Genomic DNA, 17,379 nt, shown 5'->3' with positions numbered 1-17,379 from the left:
ATGGTAGCTAAATATACAGGGCTTATTTTTGCAGTGCCTTCTACCGTAGATATACAAAAATTCCGCTATGATCTAGTAATTCAGTATAAATCTGGAGAAGCGACTTATCAAAGAACAACAGGGATAAAGACAAAGCGATACATTGATCAGAATTTTAACAATCAAGGTAAAACTATCGAGCGTCAATTGCCTAAAGGTGACATTCAAAAAATTAACTATCATATCAAGGTTAACGGTCAGCTAGTCAAAAACCTCTCTGCTAAGCCTAACAAAAGCAAAGGCGTGTTTCGTAAATATGAACTGAAAACAATGATTGCAGGGACTAAAAAAGATCCAAATACGATTAAGAAAGTGTTACTCGACACTACTGAGGTTGGATGGATAATAATTGAAGAGCATTATTCGGTTAAAGAATTTCTTAGAAAAATATATAAGTATGAGCCAACGAACAAAGAAGAAAATATATTTCGAGCCAATAATCCTCATTTGACTAGCACGCCAGTGCTTAGCTTACAGCCTGGTGACTTTGTCATATTGTCTAATACTGCAAATAGTAATAATTCTGAACTACAAAAGATTAAGCAAGAAGCTAAAGAAGCCAAAGTTGAGTTTGATAGAGTAAAGACAGAGTTTGGATTTGAGAGCGAAAGATTTGCAAGAAATATAGACTTCTTACATGATGTATTGTTGAATTCAAAATATGTAGCTTTAACAGAAAAACCTAATAGTTCTGAACTACCTTCAAATAGTGTCAACTATGCAGCTATCGCTGCAGGTACTTCTCAAGGGATAGTAACATTCAACGAAGTTAGTAATAAAAAAGTAACGGAAGCATACGCAAAAATAGTCGAAGCCATGGAGTATGAAAAGTCAAATAAGACTAAATTTTCTAATCCTAAAAACTTTAAGTTATTTAAGAGAAAATACGCTAACTTATTTAAAAATTTCGATAATTCATTTTCACAAAGTTACTTTAAGTTTAATTCTGGTATACAAACAGGCAAGTTAAGACAGCAAATAAAGAAAAACGTATACGCACGTTCTCCTACATATAAGGGAGGAATTAAAGCATACGCAAAAAACTTCAGAAATATGGGAAAAGTCGATAAATTTACAAAAGTAGGAGGTAACTTACTTGTAGCTGTCAGCGTTGCCGATGCAACTATGAATGTAAGTGAGGCGTATGCTACAGGAGATAGCAGTTATACTCAAAAAACAATCATTAAAGAAACTTTGAAGCTTGAAGGTAGCTTAGGAGGTGCAGGTCTTGCATCAGGTGGAGTGATGCTAGCAGCTACAGCATTCGGTATAGGTACAGGAGGTATCGGATTTCTAGTAGTTGGCGTAGTGGCTGCTGGAGCGGGACTCGCAGGTGGCTATTGGGGTGGTGTAGGTGGTGCAGAGTTAGCTGATTTAATCTATCAATAGGAGCACTTGTATTGAACTATCAAGAAATTTTTAGATGGCTTGCAATAGCTGTTGGTATAGGTGGAATGATTACTTGGATGATAACGTATCAATTATGCGTTATTTATTTTAGAAGACATAAGAAAGATATTGCTCATATCTTATATTCGGACAAAAAATATTATGATAAAAAATTGGACGGTTATGACATACATTTTTTTATCATTGCAATGGCAGGCATTTACATGAACTACCACCTAAAATATAAAAAATATGATTCGTTTAAAATACCACAATTGGCTTGGTATCCTTTAATTAATGACAAGAGTGCGCTTAAGATGTACCAAAAACATAACAAGCTACTTATGGGTTCGTTTTTTACTTTTGTTCTTATGGCTTTTTGGTTTGTAGGTAGCGGTTTGTTTATTTGGTTAGCTACGCAAAGCGCATCCCAGTAGCGCTTGTATTCTTTTTAGAGTGCAGTGGCTATATCTAGCACGTGCTTTAGCGTTTAATCAAGATGAGGTCGTCAATCATATTGACAGTCTTGCACTTATTACCTCAGGATTAACGACGAGTGAAGTTATGACCAACTCATGGTCAGGGCTATTGTATACTGGCTCGGCTGCGATATTTGGTAAATACGATGCTATCGCTGGGCAAGTAGGGGCAACAGTTAGCCTAGCAGAACAGCTTGCACTGCCCTTTATAAAAAACTATCGTACAGGGCAAACTCTATCTGGACTCATGTTGTCCCAAAAAGAATACCTATTTGGCTATTTTCACGAAAAGGCGCTGATTATAGTCAAAGGACAAGGCAGCTATGCAGATGCACGAAAAGCGTTGATGAACGGTATCATGCATATCGCAGGAAGCTTGCCTACTAGAATAAGAGAAAGCGTTGATCAAGCCCTTAAAACTTCAGGAGAGGTGGCTAGACTTAACAAACCTATTAATCAAAACTTTATCTATTACATAGAAAAAAATCAGCTTAGAGCAGGAATGAATGTCTATCAAAGTAGCAATAGAAATTATGCGGACAAGAATATATTGAAGCAGGCTATTGACCGTTCTATCTATACTACACCTGAATTATACGATCAAGGTTACAAAGACTATAAACGTTTTGAAGATATAACCAATCGACGAATAGATCAGGCCGTCAGAACTAATTATTTTGGAGCGATGCTACAAACGGTCGCTTGTGTCTTTTTAGTCAGTGCATTCTTTCAAGCCAAGTCTCAAGAAGACAAACTGGTAGAAGGTAGCAAAGCAGTCGCAGGGCTAATGATGCTGTTAGCAGGTAGTTTGGAGCTGCGCGGGAATGCAAGTCAGCTAATGGTTTAGGTCCTATCGGGATTGGTCTAGTTGCTACCTTTGATATATAGTCAGTTCAAAATAAAAATGTTCTCTTATTAGTTAAGAAACATTATAAATGGCTAGTTTTAAATGTTTTATCTTTATTTTTTGGTTTGTTTTGGATGTTCGGAGTTTTCTTTTTTACATGGTTGAAGAGAGAGGTAAGTAGTTAGACATATTGGAGATAAGGTGAATAATCTATTATGACTTATGACTTATTAGCAGATATTGGCACTCTTATTTTTGTAGTAGGTATGATTTTATGGATGATTTCACAGCAACTAGTTATTCGTTACACCCAGAATAATTTAAAACATTTATGTAAGTATCTTTACGGTAATGAAAATTATTATAAAGGAAAATTGAATATGTATGAAATGTTATTTATGACTTTCATCGCAACTCCTATATTTATTCAATATCACTTCATATATAAAAGAAAAGGATACTTTCCCATGTTCAAAAATGGTACTAGTATCATGCACAATAGCTTAGACGAAAAAAATACACTTTTACTGATCAAGGATCATTATCAATGGTTAGTGCTAAATGTTATATCTTTAGGGCTGGCCTTATTCTGGTTCTTTGGTAGTATGCTTTTTATGTTTTTAGCAAAAAGAGCAGGCAGTTAATAGAGAACTTGTGAAAGTACCAGTTCATTAACTTTCACTGATGGCAAAATCATCAATCAGTTGTATTACGGCTCAGGTCATCTATATAACCAAAGCCTACATGATCCAAGCATATAGAGATACGCCACAGTGAGCGTAACAAACTCCATCAAGAAGTGTTCAGACAACAAGGCGTGCTTGACAGCGTCTACACCCATGACCCTATGGGACGACTCATCAACCAAAACAGCAGATACAACGACCATAGCATCGTTGGACGATTAAGATAATTCATGCCTTATCAATTACTAATAACAAAAGACTATTATCTAATAAATCGGTTTCAGACAACGTTGCCTTTCAATAATTTGGAGTAAGACATTAGCGGCTTTATCACCGCATCTACCTTATTTTTAGCCAATAATCGTTTGCAAACCTTTCAAGGTAATGTGCCTATAGAGCATAAAACAGACTCAAACAGTGAGATAAGGCTGCCGCCAGTCTTTGGCAGTGTACGAGAGCATCTTACCTTATTTGAAAGTAAGGTTGTTATTGGCAATTGGGACAAAGCAAGTCAACTGACCATAGAAGTTGTCGCTAATAGAAGTGGTAGTGCACAAAACTTATATAAAGCGACATTCTATTATTCTGCTAGTGGCAAGCCCTCTGCTAGTAATATCGTATCATTAGCTATCGAAAAGTTAATGCCTGTAGTGACTAAAGGGGAGGCAGACGATCAGTATATTATTGATACTCGGCTATTAAAGTTTGAACCGCATAGTATCAATAACGCAAAAGTGATTGTAACTTATACGCCTGATACCAGTCGCAATCCGTTATATCCTCTAAAAGATGTAAGTTATTTAGACAATAATAAATACTAAAGAATCTGATGAAACAATACATTTGAGTTGAATGCTACTATGATATTGCCCGTTCCTTCTACACCTCCTGTTGGTAAAATAATCAGTCGCCCCTATGAAGGAGAGATTGGTAATTTTCAAGAAAAAAAAGCCAGTATTGATAGAATAAGTACACTTATTCATAAGGTGAATCCAGATTATTTATTATTTCATCCCAGTATTAACTTTATTCAAAATTTAGTTTTATTAGCATCATATAGCTCAGCGTGGTTGTTTGGTCAGTTACTCTTTCTTATTTATGCTATGTTTAATGCAGTAATTAAGGAAGGAGTATTAATTTACTATCTTTATGCAGTTATATGTCTAGTAGCTATTTTTATCAGTTTTTTTACTGCACCTTTTTTAACTTTAAAGCAACTTAAAGTCAAAAAATCACGTTACCATAAAATTATATTATTGAAACAGACCCAGCAGATTGCCTACTATGAGCATAGCCGTAAGCAAGAGCCTATTTTTCATTTAATTAACTATAGGGATATTACCGCCTCCGTGAGGCGTAATGAAGGTTTAGTATATGAAGTACTGAATCTGCACGTCATCGATGAATCAACAGGAGAGCCAAGCTTATCTATTAACTTTGAAGACATGCAACTAAACCCTTATGACTAGTGGACATTTATCCACACCTATATGGAACGTCCAGCGGATGAATTGGCAATTGATCCTCGGTATGCTCACGCCTGTCCAACCGATATCAGTACCTCGCTCCTTGCCTGTGCTGATATCGCCCAAGAAAAAAAGAATAAAGGCTTAACAGGACTACGCCATGAAGTGACGGTTATGGGTTGGTTGCGAGCCTGTACGGTTAGCTACTTAGACCTAGCAGAGGGCAATATTTATCAATCCAGTGCCAATCCTGCTTTGCATCCTGAGGTACAACGTAGACTCATGTGGGATGGAGAAAACAACCCATATAATATCTTACCTGTCACAGCAGAGCGTCAAGCCGCCTTTGTAAACGAAAACCAAACGGTAAAGCTGAAATGGTATTCAGGCGTTGCTGTTAATGCGACGTGGTTTACTGGGTCTATATTGTATGTAATGGTAGTGATTGCTTAGGATGAAAAGTGTAAGGTATTGACCGCAACCATCGTGCCCATATCAGATACCATTGGCAGAGTGATGACAGCACTGAACAAAGCAGCGACAGCACCCACTGGATACCCATCGCCAGTCACCTCGTCGCCGACCACATGGGACAGACCCATCCACTGCGTCATGGACAGCACGTACTTATCGATTTCATTGTGGGCGACATCACCCATCCCATCATTATCGGTATGTAGTGGTAGCTTACAATGGCTAACGAAGTCACAATTTTAGACAATGTTTTAATTACAAGCTGTACCTTTAACTTGGTTTTTCTGCTTCGTTGTGATGGTGACTAGGTAGATATCGAGTCTGAAAGTCTTAGTTTAGGATATGTGGTCAAATATATATAGATTAAGTATTAAAAAGGGAGTGACAGTATCTAATACCGTCACTCCCTTTATTTTATTAATAGGTCGACTATATCGAGCCATATATTGTTAATAGTTGATTTAAAATAGCCTCACCATGAAGTCAATGACGATGCGCTGTTCTGACTGATAAAGCCATCTGGCGTTTGTCCATTGTTAGCCTGCCAGCTCTGAAATGCCTTACGAGTATTGGTACCGATAATCCCATCAGTGCCTTTGGTATCGTAGCCTGCACTGGTTAAGCGCTGTTGCAAACGGGTCACTTGTGAGGTCGATAGTGGACGCTCATAACGCGGCCATGACTTGCGTAGACCACTTTTTCCAACGATTGCATTACCTAATAAGCTGACGCCCAATGCATAGTTTGATGAGTTGTTATAGACTTTTATTACATCAAAGTTAGGGCTAAGCAGTAGCGCTGGGCCATCTTTGCCAGCAGGTAGCCAAAGCTCCATCTGCGTATTGGCATCTAAATTTACATCATCAATGGTATCAAGACCAAGGGCTGCCCATCTAGCAGCGGGCTGCTTGGTGCTGACCGTAGAGTAATCAAAAGATGCTGGCAAGGTTACTTCGTAGAATGGCGCTAGCCCACGTACCCAGCCTGAGTTGCTTAGATAGTTGGCAGTTGATGCCAACGCGTCGGCTGTTGACCACGGATTGCGATGACCATTACTGTCGCCATCGACACCATGTTTTACCCAAGTATCAGGGATGAACTGCGTCTGTCCCATACCACCTGCCCAAGAGCCTTCAAGCTGAGACCAAGATACATCGCCACGTTGTAATAGCTGCATGAGTGACAGTAATTGAGTTTCAGCAAACTCTTGGCGGCGCCCATCATAGGCAAGACTTGCAAGTGCGCTTGGTAGATAGCTGTTGCCAGTGACCGCTCCGTAAGATGATTCCATACCCCAAATTGCGGCAATTATCTCTGCATCAACACCATATTGGGATTCTAAACTTGATAAATACGAGCGCTGCTCTGCAAATTTACGTTTACCAGTTGCGATACGAGCATCTGACGCCGCAGAGTCTGCATACTCCCATGGCATTTTAGAAAACTCAGGCTGACCTGAATCAAGTGAAATAACTTGCTCGTTTAAGTAGGCCGAGCTAAGTAAGCGCTGGACATCGGATGAGCTATATCCGGCAGACATAGCACGCATAGAGAAGTCCGACTTCCAATCTGAAAAACTGCGATAGCTAGGTTTGGGCGTGATGACAGTCTGTTGTTGAATAATGACAGGGGCAGGTTTTACTTTGATAGTTTGAGTCTGAGTCATCTCAACGTTGCCCTGACGTACAGGTTTGCTCGATTGCTGCATTGTCGGCTGAGTGGCACAACCAGCTGCTACTAATATAGGCAGTAGGATAGCATATTGCTTTTTTAACATCATAAAAGGTCTCGAATATCAGTAAGTACTAAAACAGTAGTAGAAAAATAGGTCAAATTTAAAACAAGTTTGAGGTCATAAAGTATCTGTGCTAAGTGCTGTTATGAACCAACAACGAAAAATTACTGTAGCAATAAATAATGATAAAGTCGATGGTATAAATACGGTTATTACTGATTTAAAAACAGTTAATTAGAAACAAAATACTATCAGGCTAGTTTTATTTTTAAGTATGGCATTAGGTTTGTTAAAGGATAGACGTAGAAATGCAGCGCCATTACGTCGCTGCATTTGTGGTACATAAGGATTGTCAAAAGCTAAGAGATACTATGATTCTTACATTTCTAGATAAAATTTATTCGATATTATGGCGTACCAGCATGACCAACTTTGACTTGCGTAGATAGCATACGACCTTTGGTCTCAGCTTTACGTGATGCCTCATCCCAGTCAGGTGCAGCACACATAAATAGTGTTTTGCCATCTTGTCCACCAAGGGCAACAGCAAAAATGCCATCAGGTGCAGTATCTACAGTTTCTAAGATTTCACCGCCCTCGCTAATACGCATAGCACGCTGGTTCAAAGTATCTGCAATCCAAACAGCGCCCTCGCTATCTAATGCAAGGCCATCTGGTAGAATTTTGGCGTTTCCTATGCGCACACCAAGGTTTGGTTCATCACCCAATTCGCCAAAGCTTGCAAAGTCACGTTTTTCGCCAAGTGTCCCATCTGCATTGATATCGAATTGTGAGATTTTATTGCCAAATAGCTCGTTGACGATTAAGGTCTTTTCATCAGCTGATATCACCATGCCATTGGGAAAAGACAGCCCTTCTGCAACGACTTGTGAGCTGCCATCCGGTCTAACTAGTACCAGTCCTGCATGTTCATGATCAGCGCCACCCATCAAGTCAAAGCCAAAATTACCGACGTAAGCATTGCCATTGGGGGCGACCACCATATCGTTAGCATGTCCACCGCAATGCTCCCAAATGTCAGCGTGCACGACTAATTCGCCATTGTCTTCTAAGCGTAAGACTTTACGGTCTTTCATCGATACTACCAGCATACGACCGTCAGGCAACCAACCTAAACCAGAAGGTTGCTGTTCAATATGGACGATTTTTTCTGCCACGCCTTGCTCATTAACGCGGTAAACCCCTTGCGTATAAAAATCGACGAACCATAAAGCGTTTTTATACCAGCGAGGGCCTTCTAAATAATGAAAGTCATCAACGACAACGTCTAACTCATATTCCGACATAATTATTTCCCTTGATTAGTGGTTATCTTCCTTGATAAATCAGTACAATTATTTTAAATAATGACAGTTTTTCTTTTAGAGTATCTCCTTATATATCGTTGTAACTTCATCTAACGTCATATCCTTAGGATTGGTTGCAATCAGTCTGGCATAAGTATTCGTCACTATGTCCGCTAAAGCAGGGATATCTTGGTCTGTAATATCTAATTCACTCAAACGGTATTTAAGGTCGCTCATCTCTAAAAAACCTCGCAATTGATTGATGAACTGGCTGGCCGCGTCGAAATCATTCATACCAGATATTTGAGCAGGCATGACGGCACGAGCCAGCTCTGCATACAGAGGTGCTGCTGCTGATAAGTTAAAGGTAAAGACGCCGCACATGACAAGAGCATTGGCATGTCCATGTGGAATATGAAAGTTGATACTAAGTGGGTAGGAGAGTCCATGTACAGCGGCTACGGAAGAATTGACGAAAGCAATACCAGCCAGCGTGGAGCCTAGTAGCATATCGGCCCGGGCATCGATATCATCGCCTTGATTTAATACTTTTTCGAAATTACTCCAGAGCATCTGCAAGCCTTTAAGCGCTAATGCGTCTGAGATGGGGTTTTTTTTCGTACGGCTGGTATAAGCTTCAACACAATGCACCATGGCATCAAGTGCTGTTGCAGCAGTAATGTGGCGAGGTAGCTTAAGGGTCAGCGTCGCATCTAAAATGGCAACATCGGGTAGGATTTTTGGGGTATAAATCGCTTTCTTGCTGCCATCTTTTGCCGTGATGACTGATACAAAGGTGGATTCTGCACCAGTACCAGCGGTGGTCGGTATCGCAAACAGAGGTAGCTTGTTAAAACCACTGACATCTTTATCCAAAATATCATTCACAGACTCAAATTCGTTTGGATATAAAGCGACAATTTTTGCAGTATCGATAGAGCTTCCACCACCTAAACCAATAACCAGATTACACTTGTTGTCTCTAGCAATTTTGATAGCGTCATTGACGACTTGAACAGGCGGGTCGGCTACAACGGCATCGAAGACAACTACTTGTATGCCAGCTTCTTGCAACGATTGCTGAGCAATATCGACATAGCCTAGCTGAGTGATGCCAGCATCCGTAACAATAATAGCCGATGTTGCAGAGTACTGCTTGGCCAACGCGCCGAGCTTTTGGCGCATACTGTCAGCTTCGCTAATGATATGACCATTGGTATAAAACTCAATCCCTGTCATGTGTTCTTCCTTGTGTAGAGGTATGTCCATATATAAAGCAGCACTAATTGTAATGTAGTATTCATGGTTCTGTATACATAAGTTCCTTACTTATAAGTTTTCTAGTATGAACTTATAATAAGATTTTATGGTGCTACTTATCTAATGTATCAGACTTTTATCATTATTTTTAATGCGTAAAGTTTGTAATAAGAATGAGCTTACTGAGTATATGATTATTAATAATACCTGTATAAACACGTCATAAAATGATTTGACAGCTACCATTATAGCTGCTAATTTCAAATAGTGTTTTCCATTTTAAATAGCTTTTTAATTTAGCATTAGTGATAATTCTTCTGAATTCTATAGAAGCTTATTTATCAATGAATAGCATATATGCTGCAAAAAATCTGAATCGACAAGCTCGCAACTATCTAGCCAATCAAGAAAACAACCTCTTATTTTCAATCACTATCAAAAGGAATTAATAGTGAAACTTGCCCCTCTATTATCTATAACGGCGCTTGCAGCTGTCAGCCTACTTGGTTGTTCTAACCAGTCTGATAGCAGTAGTGACGCGGCCTCATCTCAGGAAACTACCATTCTACGTTTTTCACACTTTTATCCATCGACCTCCGATATCAACGAGCAGATATTTGAACCATGGGCCAAAAAAATCGAAGCAGATTCTAACGGACGTCTCAAGGTCGAAGTCTATCCTTCAGCAACGATTAGTAAAGTAGATACCGCTTATGAGTCTGCAGTAAAAGGAACGATTGACATCGGCTCCCAAGTACAAGGTTATACCAGCGGTCGATTCCCACTGTCTCAAATCGCAGAGCTTCCAGGTTTGTCTAATTCGTCTACGCAGACAGGCTGTATGTTACAGACGCTTTATGACAATGGTACTATTGCTAGTGAATACGAGGACTCGCACTTATTGTTCATGTTTGCGACAGGACCTGGGACTTTACATAGCACGAATAAATTAATAAAAACGCCTGAAGATATGAGAGGTATGCGCATTCGTAGGCCTTCAGCAGTGGCGGGTGACATTATTGAAAGTATGGGTGCTTCTCCTGTAGGACTACCTGCTAATGATATATATACTTCTCTACAGCGCGGTGTCGTTGATGGGTTGAGCTTTCCATGGGAAGCTATGGCAACTTTTAAGCTTGATGAGCTGACGAAATATCATACTAATATGCCATTTTATAGTTCCGCGTTAATGGTAACCATGAATAAAGATAAATATGAAGGCTTGCCAGAAGATTTGAAACAAGTTATCGATGACAACTCAGGTATGACACTTAGCAAGAAAGTAGGTGCCATGTGGGATAAGACTTATTCGGTACAATTACAAGCAGCTCGAGATAAAGGTGACGAGGTTATTGATATTCTAGATCCACTCAACGATCCAGACTGGAAAGGGCCTCTTGAAAAAGGTACACAGAAATATCTTGATGATGTCAATGCCTTAGGTTTGGATGCTGATGGTGTTTATGAAAAAGCCAAAGCTGCCAGCATCGCTTGTAAAGTCTAATAATCATAATGCATGCTTCTCCCATTTCTGTTTGAAAATCATAAATGGGGTGAGCTGCTATTCAAAATAACTAGGTAATACATAATCATTTTTTTATCCAATCCTGCAGGGGTATTATTTGTTTTTCTAGAATTGATTGCATACATATCAAAATTAACCATAGGACTCAGGAATTTAATCAGATAGTCGCCGTTTTATAAACCAACCAACGATAATAATTAAAGCCAATGCGCCAAAAATCTTGGAGTAAGGTGCTAGCGTAGTTTCAACCACCTGATAGTTTTCACCAAAATAATAACCCGCAAGCGTTAATACAGTTGTCCAGATGCTAGACCCTAATGCAGTTAAGGCTAAAAAAGATAATAGCGGCATTTTATTCATGCCGGCGGGAATCGAGATAAACGAGCGAATACCGGGTACCATTCTTCCAAAAAATACTGCTTTTTTACCGTGGTTATCAAACCAATCATTCGTAGCTGATATATCCTCAGGCTTTACAAACACATATTTGCCGTATTTCTCTGTTAGTGTCATCAAGCGTTCTTTATCGAATATGCTCCCTAGATAATATAACGGCAATGCACCTAGCATAGCGCCAAACGTTCCGGCTAATATGACTAATATTAAATTCAAATCACCTCTTGATGCGGCAAAACCTGCTGCTGGCATAATGAGTTCAGAAGGTATAGGTGGAAAAACGTTTTCGGCGAACATAGCAAATATAATACCAAGGTAACCAAACTTTGCCATGATAGCCAGTATCCACTCGCTAATTTGATTCATTATGACCGCTCATTGAATAATTGCTGAAGAGTAGGGTTTATAACAAATACTACTCGCCTGCACTTCGCAAAACAATGCTAGTGAACATAAAAATGGGTAGGGGAAAAAAATACAATAAAAAAGCACCCATCGATGGGTGCTTTTTCAATTCTAATACAAGTTTTTAACCTGCAATAATATTTTGCTAATTTGCAACACTTTCAAGCAGCTGAACCGGAAAGGTAATCACGTCAAATGCAACGGCAAAGGGCAGTAAAATAAGCTTTTCTGCGCCACTTTTTCCACTGCGCGTAACCTCACTTTGCTGTGACTGACTATAAAAAGTTACCGTATATGGTTTGGTCAATGCCTGATATTTTGACTGAATCATGCTTAGATTGGTCACTTGTGGATAGATTGCCCCTTTAACAGGTACTGTAAAGCAGAAGCGTTGAGCATTGATACGTTGGTCGCTAGCTGAAGTGCAGTCTTGACCACCATTTTGTAGAAAAAACTGATAATCAGAGCGATTGAATTCATCTTTTAACTTAGCATAAGACAGCTTCATATCACCTTGGAAATAGCCATCATTACTGGGCACATTAAAGGCCATATCGTTTTCGACTTGGATGTTTTTTGGCGTTAAGTTAGTCAGTAAGGTCACCATCTCTCTACCGCCTTGACTCAGGACGTAGCTGTTTTTTTCACCGACAATAACCATACTACTGGCTGGCATATCAGGTAACGTAATCGCTGGCCGACCAAAGGCAATGATTTGATCTTGAGATAACACCTGTTTGACAGTCTTCGTGGTAACACGACTATCACTTTCTAATAGTGAGCTTGTCGCACAGCCTGAGCTGGCGAGTAATGCAGCAATAGATGCGCCTACTACTAATGACTTGATACTGCTTACTTTTAAGTTACCATAAATGTTTTTAGTATTGTTAAGTTGAGTCATGATAGAGCGTCCTTGTCCAAAGTTTTTTAATAAGGTTTATCTAACCCTTAAATTCATATAAGGCTAGAGAACATTACTAAACATTTGCTATGTATTTGATACTGTTATCCTACATTATTTAGTCGAGGTATATCCACTAATAATCTCAGCTGATAAAAATATGAATAAGGGTTTAAACGCAGTGAATCTTATTAGTTGAGTGACACGTTAGTATATTTCTCATAAAACAGTGTTATTTGCTATATCGTTTTTTTATTGTATTATCATTTATGATTATATAAATCAATAGACACAAAAAAACCTCAAGCAAATTAATACTTGAGGTTGAAACTTTTGTATTAAAACTAAGTTTTAAATATGGCGCAGCGGACGGGACTCGAACCCGCGACCCCCGGCGTGACAGGCCGGTATTCTAACCAACTGAACTACCGCTGCTTAGGTCGTTTTAGCATCTAACCTTTCTACAGGTCCACTTGCTAATAAGTGGTGGGTGATGACGGATTCGAACCGCCGACATTCTGCGTGTAAGGCAGACGCTCTACCAACTGAGCTAATCACCCTGAGTGAGGATACAACGAAGCACTGCTTCGTCCGAGCGCAAGAGAATTTACATTGTCGTAAATTCTAAAAACTACGCATCCAAACTAGTACTACTGAAATCCTATAAATAGAATTTTCTAAAGCTTTTATTAACTAAAGTAGTCACGCTCTAGTTAATATCGAAATACCTTAACGATAATTTCTACAACTCAGAACTTATTAATTAAAGCCTCTTGCTGTGGGTGTGTATTATATAGAATTACAACTGCCTGTCAAATACTATTTTATAAATATATCAAATAATTAAAAACAGGCTGCAAATATGGGGAAAAGTAGCGGTATTCGATTGCGATAAATAACCAAGATATTTTAAGCATGCTATTGTTTATTAAGGATAAATCTAATCAAGATATGTGAGTAATGTTGCTTGTTAAAATTCACTATCAATAATCATTTATTAAGCGTTACCCATTGTTTGGTAGCTAAAAGCTACTATACTACCTAACTATTGACATTCGATATCCATATTTTTTTACGTTGATTGGTGGAGGCGGTTATAGAAGCTTTAGCAGCTGAGCAGCACCTTGCATCGTGGTCTTGGGGTGATTTTGCAGGTTTAGGTCTTATATTACACATCATCTTGATGGTGGTAATGACTCTGCGTGTGGTCTCGGTACAGCGCAATATCGGGGTGGCAATTGCGTGGATAGCGGTTCTATACACGTTACCTGTGGTTGGCTTTATGTCCTATATTCTGGTCGGTGAGCCTATGATTGGCCGTCGTTATCGTAAGCGTGTGGATCAGGCAAGCCTACTGATGAATAATATGGCAGCACGTGAGCGTTTGGTGTTTGATCAAGGACAGGATTTGCTCCCGGTCAATTACCGCGGTGTCAGCCGTATTGGTACTCGCTGGACAGGGTTTGGGGTATTTGCTGGGCATCAAATGCAGTTATTAACTTCTTCCAGATCATTTTTTAATCGTCTTATCGATGATATCGACAATGCCAAGCGTACGATTCTTATAGAGTTCTACATTATTTACCCTAAGGGCCGAGTTATAGATGTGTTGCAGTCCTTGAGGGCTGCTGCTAAGCGCGGGGTAGAATGTCATATATTGATCGATAGTGTCGGAAGTTTTAGCTTTTTTAATAGCTCTGAGCATCGAGCATTAGAGCGGGCAGGAGTGTTTGTTCACCAGTCGTTACCAGTAGGATTATTTAAGACTCTGTTTAAGCGCTCTGATCTGCGCAATCATCGTAAAATCGTCGTGATTGATGAGCATATCGGTTATACCGGTAGTTTCAATCTGGTTGATCCGAAGTTTTTTAAACAAGACAAAGGTGTCGGACAGTGGATTGATGTAATGATGCGCAGTGTCAGTCAGCAACCGATTAGCATTGCCACGGCTATGGCCAAAGTCGTTATTACTGATATCGGTGCTGAAAATAATGACAATCTATATGCGCTGGACAAACGGGTGAACAGTTACACTCGTAAGCTATATGTATTGAATCCTACTATCAATGATATTAACAGCCGGATTCAAGTGCTCGTTGACGATTTAGATAATTATATACCTACTGTAGCAGGAGCGACCTCGATTGCGATACCGCAAATGCCAGTTGTTGATAATGTAATCGCTCAGCTAATACCCTCAGCGCCACAAGTGACCGCCCACGTTATTTATAATACCTTAGTAACTATTATTCACCGTGCTAACAAACGTATCCAAATTACCACGCCTTACTTTGTGCCAGATGAAGCTTTGTCAGGGGCGCTCGAAATAGCGGCGAAGCGCGGCGTCGATGTGACGTTAATTATTCCAGAAAAGGTCGATTCATTTCTAGTACAGCATGCTTCACAAGCTTATTATCAAGAACTGCTTGAAGCTGGCGTAAAGATTGCATTATTCCAAGGTGGACTATTACATACCAAAACGGTAGTCATTGATGACGATTACTGTCTCTTCGGTACAGTGAATATTGATATGCGTAGCTTTTATTTGAATATGGAAGTCAGCTTGGCAATTTATACACCTGAAATGGTTGCTCAAATCGCTGATTGTCAAGATACTTATCTACAAAACTGTCGCTTTTTGAGTTTAGAAGAGTGGCGACAGCGTCGTGATTCTGAACGCTTATTTGATAATGTAGTACGTCTGTTTAGTCCCTTGCTATAGTATTTATAATTATCTTATAACTTATGTCATATAGTCAGTCCAACATAAAAAAGATACAGCGGGACTGGGATGCTTAGTTTTTTTAATGTTGGTTTTGCAGCCTCTGTCGGCGTAGGCACAGCAAGCCAGAAAAATTTATACCAGTTTCGCGTTATTAAATAACGTATCCATTTTACTTAGTATCGACTATATATAGTGGTTTTTATTAAAAGGATATGCTCATCTCATGCTTGCCAAGTCTAATTCTGCTTCAGCTAATGTAAATAAAACGTCGCTTGATTATATGGCGGAAGGCTATTGGCAAGACTTTATTGCGGGTCGTCCTGTCGCAGGTGGCATCGCTTATGAAGTACAGCTGCATCAATGTCAATTAGATGAGTCACTAGTCAGCTTACAGCGAGTAGATACGCTAATCTCACAGATACGCCGTGATATTGCAAAGTCCACGGATAAGTCTAGGGCTTTAGATGAGATTACGCTATTAACAGACGATAGTTATCGTAATTTGCTGCTGTTTTTAGCTTTTTATACAGGGCGAGTGCTAGCGCGCCAGTGGCAAAACATTCCACATTGGTATGGTCAGTTTGAGCTACGTAAACATTATCCTGAGCTGCCAGTGGTTGCAGATGATTTTTATCAACATATGGCTGTGGTATATAGTGATAACTCTAATGATAGTGCAGATGTATTTTTTGCGTTAGAGCCAATAGGCATGCGTCTATTTGGACATATTGATCGGCAGTTTCAGGCGGTACAAGGTGAGAAAATTGCCAGCGGACTTTATCAAGCAGTAAGCGCGCGACTACCAAAAAATAATGGTATTGATGAGAGTGTTGCAGCTGAACCAAATTTAGAGCATCATTCTGAATCAGTAGGTATTAGACCCATATTGATTACTGATGAAACTTTTCAAAACCAACGGCTACCAGTCCAAGCTACCGAACACAGAGAAATTCCTGTTACCAAGCTAGTCGTAGCACAGCAAGCTAAGTCGTCAATAGTCGATGCAGCAGCGAGCGTCAAACCTAAAATATCTGAAACGCCTATTAATCTCAGCGCGACTACCACCCAACTACAAACTGTTAAACACTCAAAGGCTTTTGTAACGCCAGAGATTTTTACGCAATTGCTTATAGAGTTAAAGAAGATTGAAGTAGCGCAAGATGCTGGCAACGATGATTACCTGCAAGCGTGTAAAATACTGGATCAGTTCGAGCGGCATATTGCGCGGCAAAACAAGCCACGTGACCAAATGCAGTTTTCAGAGCTGCATCAAACATCCCGTCAGCAGGCGTTAACTTTGCTACAAAACGCTAGTGCGCTCGGTAATACCGATGCAATGTTACGACTGGCCATGTATGAATTATTAGGCGAAGGGCTGATAACGGATACAGAAGCTAGCAAAGTAGCAGGTGTGGACTGGGTCAAGCAAGCTGCAAACGATAAAGATGTCCGCGCTCAACGCCTGCTTAGTAAAATGTACTATCAAGGCGTAGGAGTGTCACAAGATATTAATAGCGGTAAGTATTGGTTAGAGGAGGCCGCTAAAAATGGTCATGTAGAAGCAGCAGAGCTGGTGACCCAGTGGCAGGACGCGCAAGCATTAATAACGACTCAAAAACAAGAGCAGCATAGTATTAAACGTTATCAGCTCTTGATTGGAATAGTATTAGTTGGCGCGATATTATTAGTTGTATTTGTATGATAACGAAACATTAACTCGTAGACTTCACAAATATACTTTTAAC

16 protein-coding genes and 2 tRNA genes are annotated in these 17,379 nt (G+C 39.7%); 10 read left to right on the top strand and 8 right to left on the bottom strand.

The features are described from left to right. The 7 genes from AK825_RS08995 (at nt 1) to AK825_RS08965 (ending at nt 5,359) form a co-directional block, all read left to right on the top strand. Entirely contained in the window at nt 1–1,428 is a 1,428-nt protein-coding gene (locus AK825_RS08995) for a hypothetical protein (RefSeq protein ID WP_068036442.1), read from the top strand. Between the two features lie 11 nt (nt 1,429–1,439). Beyond that, complete coding sequence (locus tag AK825_RS08990; protein WP_068036440.1) at nt 1,440–1,865, top strand: hypothetical protein; 426 nt, start codon at nt 1,440–1,442, stop codon at nt 1,863–1,865. Nucleotides 1,866–1,884: 19 nt separating this feature from the next. Further along, nucleotides 1,885–2,754 (top strand): hypothetical protein, encoded by an 870-nt coding sequence (locus AK825_RS08985; RefSeq protein ID WP_068036438.1) that lies wholly within the window; start codon nt 1,885–1,887, stop codon nt 2,752–2,754. 215 nt (nt 2,755–2,969) lie between these two features. Further along, the gene (locus tag AK825_RS08980) at nt 2,970–3,398 is read left to right on the top strand and encodes a hypothetical protein (RefSeq protein WP_068036436.1); all 429 of its coding nucleotides are present in this window, start codon (nt 2,970–2,972) and stop codon (nt 3,396–3,398) included. A 407-nt stretch (nt 3,399–3,805) separates the two neighbouring features. Further along, nucleotides 3,806–4,261, top strand: a complete 456-nt coding sequence (locus AK825_RS08975) for a hypothetical protein (protein WP_068036434.1) — start codon at nt 3,806–3,808, stop codon at nt 4,259–4,261. Between the two features lie 39 nt (nt 4,262–4,300). Then, complete coding sequence (locus tag AK825_RS08970; protein ID WP_068036433.1) at nt 4,301–4,909, top strand: hypothetical protein; 609 nt, start codon at nt 4,301–4,303, stop codon at nt 4,907–4,909. A 21-nt stretch (nt 4,910–4,930) separates the two neighbouring features. Further along, nucleotides 4,931–5,359: a hypothetical protein gene (locus tag AK825_RS08965; protein WP_068036425.1), complete on the top strand. Its 429-nt coding sequence runs from the start codon at nt 4,931–4,933 to the stop codon at nt 5,357–5,359. Here the strand turns inward: AK825_RS08965 and AK825_RS14985 are convergent. The 4 genes from AK825_RS14985 to AK825_RS08945 all read right to left on the bottom strand — a co-directional run bounded on the left by AK825_RS14985 (nt 5,356) and on the right by AK825_RS08945 (nt 9,661). Then, a complete protein-coding gene (locus tag AK825_RS14985) occupies nt 5,356–5,565 on the bottom strand; it encodes a hypothetical protein (RefSeq protein WP_068036423.1) in 210 nt (69 codons plus the stop codon). The genes AK825_RS08965 and AK825_RS14985 overlap by 4 nt on opposite strands. 287 nt (nt 5,566–5,852) lie before the next feature. Beyond that, nucleotides 5,853–7,160, bottom strand: a complete 1,308-nt coding sequence (locus tag AK825_RS08955) for a lytic murein transglycosylase (RefSeq protein ID WP_068036419.1) — start codon at nt 7,158–7,160, stop codon at nt 5,853–5,855. A gap of 362 nt (nt 7,161–7,522) precedes the next feature. After that, complete coding sequence (locus tag AK825_RS08950) at nt 7,523–8,422, bottom strand: SMP-30/gluconolactonase/LRE family protein (protein WP_068036417.1); 900 nt, start codon at nt 8,420–8,422, stop codon at nt 7,523–7,525. 75 nt (nt 8,423–8,497) lie between these two features. After that, nucleotides 8,498–9,661: an iron-containing alcohol dehydrogenase gene (locus tag AK825_RS08945; protein WP_068036415.1), complete on the bottom strand. Its 1,164-nt coding sequence runs from the start codon at nt 9,659–9,661 to the stop codon at nt 8,498–8,500. 472 nt (nt 9,662–10,133) lie between these two features. Here AK825_RS08945 and AK825_RS08940 point away from each other — a divergent pair, with 472 nt between their 5' ends. Continuing rightward, nucleotides 10,134–11,186 (top strand): TRAP transporter substrate-binding protein, encoded by a 1,053-nt coding sequence (locus AK825_RS08940; protein WP_068036413.1) that lies wholly within the window; start codon nt 10,134–10,136, stop codon nt 11,184–11,186. A gap of 174 nt (nt 11,187–11,360) precedes the next feature. On the opposite strand, the gene AK825_RS08935 is transcribed toward AK825_RS08940, so the two are convergent. The 4 genes from AK825_RS08935 to AK825_RS08920 form a co-directional block, all read right to left on the bottom strand. After that, nucleotides 11,361–11,969, bottom strand: coding sequence for a DedA family protein (locus AK825_RS08935; RefSeq protein ID WP_068036410.1), 609 nt, complete (start codon nt 11,967–11,969; stop codon nt 11,361–11,363). A 184-nt stretch (nt 11,970–12,153) separates the two neighbouring features. Next, on the bottom strand, nt 12,154–12,909 hold the full coding sequence (locus AK825_RS08930) for a hypothetical protein (protein ID WP_068036408.1): 756 nt from the start codon (nt 12,907–12,909) through the stop codon (nt 12,154–12,156). A gap of 358 nt (nt 12,910–13,267) precedes the next feature. Continuing rightward, nucleotides 13,268–13,344, bottom strand: a tRNA-Asp gene (locus AK825_RS08925). Nucleotides 13,345–13,393: 49 nt separating this feature from the next. Then, nucleotides 13,394–13,469: transfer RNA gene (locus tag AK825_RS08920), tRNA-Val, on the bottom strand. Between the two features lie 524 nt (nt 13,470–13,993). On the opposite strand from AK825_RS08920, the gene AK825_RS08915 reads away from it, so the two are divergent. Together AK825_RS08915 and AK825_RS08910 are read left to right on the top strand one after the other, a co-directional pair. Beyond that, complete coding sequence (locus AK825_RS08915; RefSeq protein WP_068036406.1) at nt 13,994–15,631, top strand: cardiolipin synthase; 1,638 nt, start codon at nt 13,994–13,996, stop codon at nt 15,629–15,631. 226 nt (nt 15,632–15,857) lie between these two features. Then, nucleotides 15,858–17,336: a tetratricopeptide repeat protein gene (locus AK825_RS08910; RefSeq protein WP_068036404.1), complete on the top strand. Its 1,479-nt coding sequence runs from the start codon at nt 15,858–15,860 to the stop codon at nt 17,334–17,336. Nucleotides 17,337–17,379 lie beyond the last annotated feature (43 nt).

Origin of the sequence: Psychrobacter sp. P11G5, assembly GCF_001593305.1 — a bacterium.
Taxonomy (GTDB): Bacteria; Pseudomonadota; Gammaproteobacteria; order Pseudomonadales; family Moraxellaceae; genus Psychrobacter.
Note: the sequence above shows the minus strand (reverse complement) of the source record. Positions and strands in the feature narration are given on the sequence as shown.